We start from the raw sequence: 4,886 nt of genomic DNA, 5'->3' as shown, positions 1-4,886 counted from the left end.
CGCCGGGACCGATACGCCGCGGCCTGTCGTTCGGGCGCGAGGGCAGACGTCCCTTGTCGCAACGGCAGCCGGTGGTTATGGGTGCCGGCGTTCGCCGGGAGGACGCGATCGTGGAACGCGCGACGATAACGGAAAGAGCACCTGACATGCCCAAATCTCACGGCCCGCTTCGCGTCGGTGTCGGCGGCCCGGTCGGCTCCGGCAAGACCGCGCTGATGGATCTGCTCTGCAAGTCGATGCGCGCGCGCTACGACATCGCGGCGATCACCAACGACATCTACACCAAATGGGACGCGGAGTTTCTGGTGCGCTCGGGCGCGCTGGCGGCGGATCGCATCGCCGGCGTCGAGACCGGCGGCTGTCCGCACACCGCGATCCGCGAGGACGCCTCGATGAACCTCGCCGCGGTCGCCGACATGCGCGCCAAATTTCCCGATCTCGATCTGGTGCTGATCGAATCCGGCGGCGACAATCTGGCCGCGACCTTCTCGCCGGAGCTCGCCGACTTGACGATTTATGTGATCGACGTCGCGGCGGGCGACAAGATTCCCTCCAAGGGCGGGCCCGGCATCACCCGGTCGGACCTGCTCGTCATCAACAAGATCGACCTCGCGCCCCATGTCGGCGCGTCGCTTCAGAAGATGGAGACCGATGCGATGCGGATGCGGGGCGAGCGGCCGTTCGTGATGACCAACCTGAAAAAGAGCGAAGGGCTCGACCGCATCATCAGCTTTATCGAGACCAAGGGCGGCCTGCGTCCGCCGGCCCGCGCCAGGGCCGGCTGAGGGATTGGTTAATACTGGCGGCAGAGGCCCTGCGGCCCGGGATTTCATCGGATCGGACGGAACAAAATCCGACGTTCCCGATTAACAACCGTTATCGCCGTGAAAGCTTTCAGACACGGCCAGCGTCGCGAAAGTTTCGCGGCTGCAACCGCCATACGTGTTAGTCCAACTTCAGTTGCGTATCGATGGTCGCTGCCTCATATTGCCTCGCGGTTAGCGTTCATCCTGTTTCTGTTGGCTGTCGCCGCGGCGGATGCCAGATGCGTGCGATACTTCATCGCCAACCCCTCATTTCCGAGTAAGCGATTGGTTCGGCTGGGCTTCATCATCGGCTTTATCGCGCTGATCGGAGTGCTGCTCTCCGGTCTCGCGGCTTATCGTGTCCACGATCAGGAGCTCGCGCTCGATGGAATCGCGCTGGCGCGGGCGATCGACGTTCACGCCAGCCTGGTCCAGGACCGGCTGACCGAGCGCGAATTGCTCGCGCGCGTTGCAGCCGGCCTGTTTCGCGCGCCTTCGGTGGTAAGAGCCAATATGCTGCAGCCGTTGCGGTCCTCGATCTACGCCTTCAAGACCGATTTCGTGGTCGCCTGCTGGATCGCGCGGCTGCAGCCAGGTGAGCTCGGAGCGGCGCAAGCGGAGCTGAAGCGCGCCGGCTTCTCGAACCCGACCATCCGCGATTTCGACGACCATCCGCTGGACCTCAAGGTCATCGACAAGCCGATCAATGTGCTGATGGACCTCGAGCCGCGCAATCCCGACACGACAGGTCTTGCCGGCAGTACCTTCGATCGCAACTCCAGCATCGGGCCGACACTGGCGCTGGCAAAGACGCAGGGCAGACTGACGGCGTCCGATCCCGTCCCGCTGCTCCGGCGGAACGGGCCGGTCGGTCTCGTCCTGGCCGCGCCGGTATTCACCGAGGGCGCATCCGAAGCCGCGGGCTTCGTGACGTTTGCCTACGAGCTGGCGCCGCTGATGCTGGCCAATGACGATCTGTCGCTGTTCTCGGTGATGCTGAAGGACCCGCGCGATGCCGACGCCGAACTGGTCGCCAGCGAACGGGGCGTCGTCTCCTCGCGCGCGGTGAGGCCGGACAGCGCGGCGCCGTCGATGCTGCGCACGGTGAGGTTTGGCGGCCGCGACTGGTCGCTGGCCTATTACGCCAAAAGCAATGCCGCGCTGCGCCCGCTGCAGATGGCGCTGATCGTGGCGGCGATCGGGCTGGCGCTGACCGGAATCGTATGCGGCCTGTTCGGTTATGTCGCCTACAACAATTTGAGGCTGAGCCGCGAGATCGAGGTGCGGATCGGCTTCGAGCGCCGGCTGACCGCCGTGATCGATGAGCTCAATCACCGGGTCAAGAACATCCTGGCCGTGATCCAGTCGATCGTGACGCGGACGCTGCGCCACGGCTCCGACATCGACGTCGCGCGCGAACTCCTGATCGGCCGCATTCACGCGATGTCGAACGTGGTGACGTTGCTCAGCGAAAGCCAGTGGCAGGGCGTCAGGCTGAGGGGGCTGTTCGAGTCGCGCGCCATCCCGCATTCCGACCGCATTTCGGTGGACGGTCCGGACATCGCCGTCAGCGCCCGCGCCGCGCAATCGCTCTCGCTGTTGTTCTTCGAACTGGCCTCGCATTCCGACGAGGGGCTGTCGCTGGTCGGCAAGCACCCGCACGTCGTCGCGAGCTGGGAAGTGACCGGCGACGAGCCGGATACGGTCTTTCATTTTCGCTGGGAGGAATTCAACACCAGCGCCGCGACGCGGCGCGAGGACTCCGATTTCGGCCTGATCCTGCTCGATCGCGTCGCGCCCGAAGCGCTCGGCGGCACCGCGAAACGGTACTTCACCGAGGTCAGTTACGTCTATGAACTGACCGCGCCGATGCAGACCGTGGTCGACACGATGGAACGGGACCGCAGCGGACAATTTTCCGCGCCAGTGCGGTAGGGGCGGTAGCAGTCAGGTCCGATGCCGCCAATATGTCACGCGTGAGGGGTGGTGGGCGCGGCGCAAGCGCGCCCTTGCCGGTCATGCGGACGGAATTGATCAATATACGACCGTGAACTATCCCCGTCATTCCGGGGCGACGCGAAGCGTCGAGCTATGATGTGCAATTGCACATCATAGCTCGCGCCAAAGGGCGCGCCCCGGAATGACGATGGCCCGAGGATTACCCTTTCGACTTGCCCACCCTATGCGTTCCAGCATCACCCGCCATTGCCGCCGATCACGGCGCACACGGTATCGTCGGGGCCGAATTCCTCGCCGTCGACATAGAGCAGCGCGGAGAGCTTCGAGCGCGCGCGGTTGACGCGGCTCTTGATGGTGCCGACCGCGCAGCCGCAAATGGCGGCGGCGTCCTCATAGGAGAAGCCGGAAGCGCCGACCAGGATCAGGGCTTCGCGCTGATCCTGCGGAAGCTTGTCGAGCGCGGCGCGAAACTCCTTGAACTCCAGATGCGCGCCTTGCGCCGGCTGGGTCTGCAGGGTATTTGCATAATTGCCGTCGGCGTCCTCCACCTCGCGCCGCCGCTTGCGATAGTCGGAGCGGAACAGGTTGCGCAGGATGGTGAACAGCCAGGCCGGCAAATTGGAGCCGGGCTGGAACGAATCGATGTTGGCGATCGCGCGCAGCAGCGTCTCCTGCACCAGATCGTCGGCCCGGTCGCCACTGCCGCTGAGCGAGATCGCGAACGCCCGCAGGCTGGGGACCGACGCCAGAATATCGTCGCGGAGGGAGTCTGTGAGGGGCATTAGTCCCTCCCAGTGTTTTTGGAAGGTTCGTCGCTCGCTCGAGCTGCCTGGGCGGCGGCCTCCGGTCCATCGAGCTTGCGGATGAGCTCGGCAAAGCGGTCCGGCACCCCCTGCCGCACCACGTCGTCATACATGGCGCGGAGCTGGTGGCCGATTCTCGACTGAATCTCGGCACTGAGACCGCCCTGCTTCTTTGCGTCCTTCATATTTGCATCCACACTTCCCCGAGATATAAGTATTCGAAATCGCTGGTTTTTTCTCGAAAACCAGGCCTTGGCTACCGGATGGTCAGTCCGGCTAATGCAAATTTCGCCGGAAAGTTCCGCAACCGGGGAACGTTTTCCGGTCTCGCGCGTAAGGCATCTGGCAGGGAACCGGTTTCCCATTCAGGTATACGTTTGACCCAACGCAGGCGTTTCAGGCCGCACGGCGTCTTAAGCCCGGCCTCAAAGCAAGGATGAAGTGGGATGTCCCGATCACAGCTCGTTGCCGAGTATTTGCCGCTGTTGCGGCGCCACGCCCGCGCGCTGACCGGAAACCAGGCGTCCGGCGACGCCTATGTGGGCGCCATGCTGGAAGCCCTGCTGCAGGACCCCTCGCTGCTCGACGAAACGCACGGCGCCCGCGCCGCGCTGTTCCGGTTGTTCACCCAGATCTGGAATTCGGTCTCGATCAACGACAATGCCGATGCCGCCAGCCCGGCGATGCCGTCGGAGCGCCGGCTCTCCAACATCACGCCATTGCCGCGCCAGGCCTTCCTGTTGCTGTCGCTGGAAGGCTTTTCCGAGGAGGAGGTCGCCTATGTGCTGGGCATCGACATCGCCGAGACCCGCAGGCTGACGGACGCCGCCGGCCGCGAAATGGCCGCGGAGATCGCCACCGACGTGCTGATCATCGAGGACGAGACGTTTATCGCGATGGATCTCGAAAGCCTGGTCAGGAATCTCGGTCACCACGTGATCGGCGTCGCCCGCACCCATACCGACGCGATCGCGCTCGCCAAGAACAGGCGGCCGGGCCTGATTCTCGCCGACATCCAGCTCGCCGACGGCAGCTCCGGCCTCGATGCCGTCAACGAGCTGTTGCGTGCGTTCGAGGTGCCGGTGGTGTTCATCACCGCCTATCCCGAACGCTTCCTCACCGGCGAGCGCCCGGAGCCGGCTTTCCTGATCTCAAAGCCGTTCCAGCCCGCGATGGTCTCCGCGGTGGCCAGCCAGGCGCTGTTCTTCCAGCGCAACTCGAAGAACCGGACGACGGGCGCGGCGGCGGGGTGAGGCGGGTAGAGCTAGATCGATCCGGCGCTCTCGCGAGCGCGCCGGATTTTTTTGCGGGTTCGTAC

Annotated in this window: 5 protein-coding genes; 3 read left to right on the top strand and 2 right to left on the bottom strand. The window is 64.5% G+C overall.

Annotation, left to right across the window (positions count from 1 at the left end):
- Positions 1 to 146 precede the first annotated feature (146 nt).
- Entirely contained in the window at positions 147 to 785 is a 639-nt protein-coding gene (ureG, locus tag WCE35_RS26310; protein ID WP_424596233.1) for an urease accessory protein UreG, read from the top strand.
- A gap of 306 nt (positions 786 to 1,091) precedes the next feature.
- Positions 1,092 to 2,741 (top strand): CHASE domain-containing protein, encoded by a 1,650-nt coding sequence (locus tag WCE35_RS26305; RefSeq protein ID WP_424596232.1) that lies wholly within the window; start codon positions 1,092 to 1,094, stop codon positions 2,739 to 2,741.
- Positions 2,742 to 3,001: 260 nt separating this feature from the next.
- Here WCE35_RS26305 and WCE35_RS26300 read toward each other — a convergent pair whose 3' ends face one another.
- Positions 3,002 to 3,547, bottom strand: a complete 546-nt coding sequence (locus WCE35_RS26300) for a sigma-70 family RNA polymerase sigma factor (protein ID WP_424596231.1) — start codon at positions 3,545 to 3,547, stop codon at positions 3,002 to 3,004.
- Complete coding sequence (locus tag WCE35_RS26295) at positions 3,547 to 3,753, bottom strand: NepR family anti-sigma factor (RefSeq protein WP_424596230.1); 207 nt, start codon at positions 3,751 to 3,753, stop codon at positions 3,547 to 3,549. The genes WCE35_RS26300 and WCE35_RS26295 overlap by 1 nt, the downstream gene beginning before the upstream one ends.
- Before the next feature lie 261 nt (positions 3,754 to 4,014).
- Here WCE35_RS26295 and WCE35_RS26290 point away from each other — a divergent pair, with 261 nt between their 5' ends.
- Positions 4,015 to 4,821, top strand: coding sequence for a response regulator (locus tag WCE35_RS26290; protein ID WP_424596229.1), 807 nt, complete (start codon positions 4,015 to 4,017; stop codon positions 4,819 to 4,821).
- Positions 4,822 to 4,886 lie beyond the last annotated feature (65 nt).

This window comes from Bradyrhizobium sp., assembly GCF_049691595.1.
In the GTDB taxonomy this organism is placed as follows: domain Bacteria; phylum Pseudomonadota; class Alphaproteobacteria; order Rhizobiales; family Xanthobacteraceae; genus Bradyrhizobium.
The sequence above is the reverse complement of the archived record's forward strand: the minus strand, read 5'-3'. Positions and strand labels throughout refer to the sequence as shown.

Bases quoted from the DNA above. Each gene is read 5' to 3' on its own strand.
- WCE35_RS26300 (WP_424596231.1), bottom strand. From the start codon at position 3,547: ATGCCCCTCACAGACTCCCTCCGCGACGATATTCTGGCGTCGGTCCCC.
- WCE35_RS26295 (WP_424596230.1), bottom strand. From the start codon at position 3,753: ATGAAGGACGCAAAGAAGCAGGGCGGTCTCAGTGCCGAGATTCAGTCG.
- ureG (WP_424596233.1), top strand. From the start codon at position 147: ATGCCCAAATCTCACGGCCCGCTTCGCGTCGGTGTCGGCGGCCCGGTC.
- WCE35_RS26290 (WP_424596229.1), top strand. From the start codon at position 4,015: ATGTCCCGATCACAGCTCGTTGCCGAGTATTTGCCGCTGTTGCGGCGC.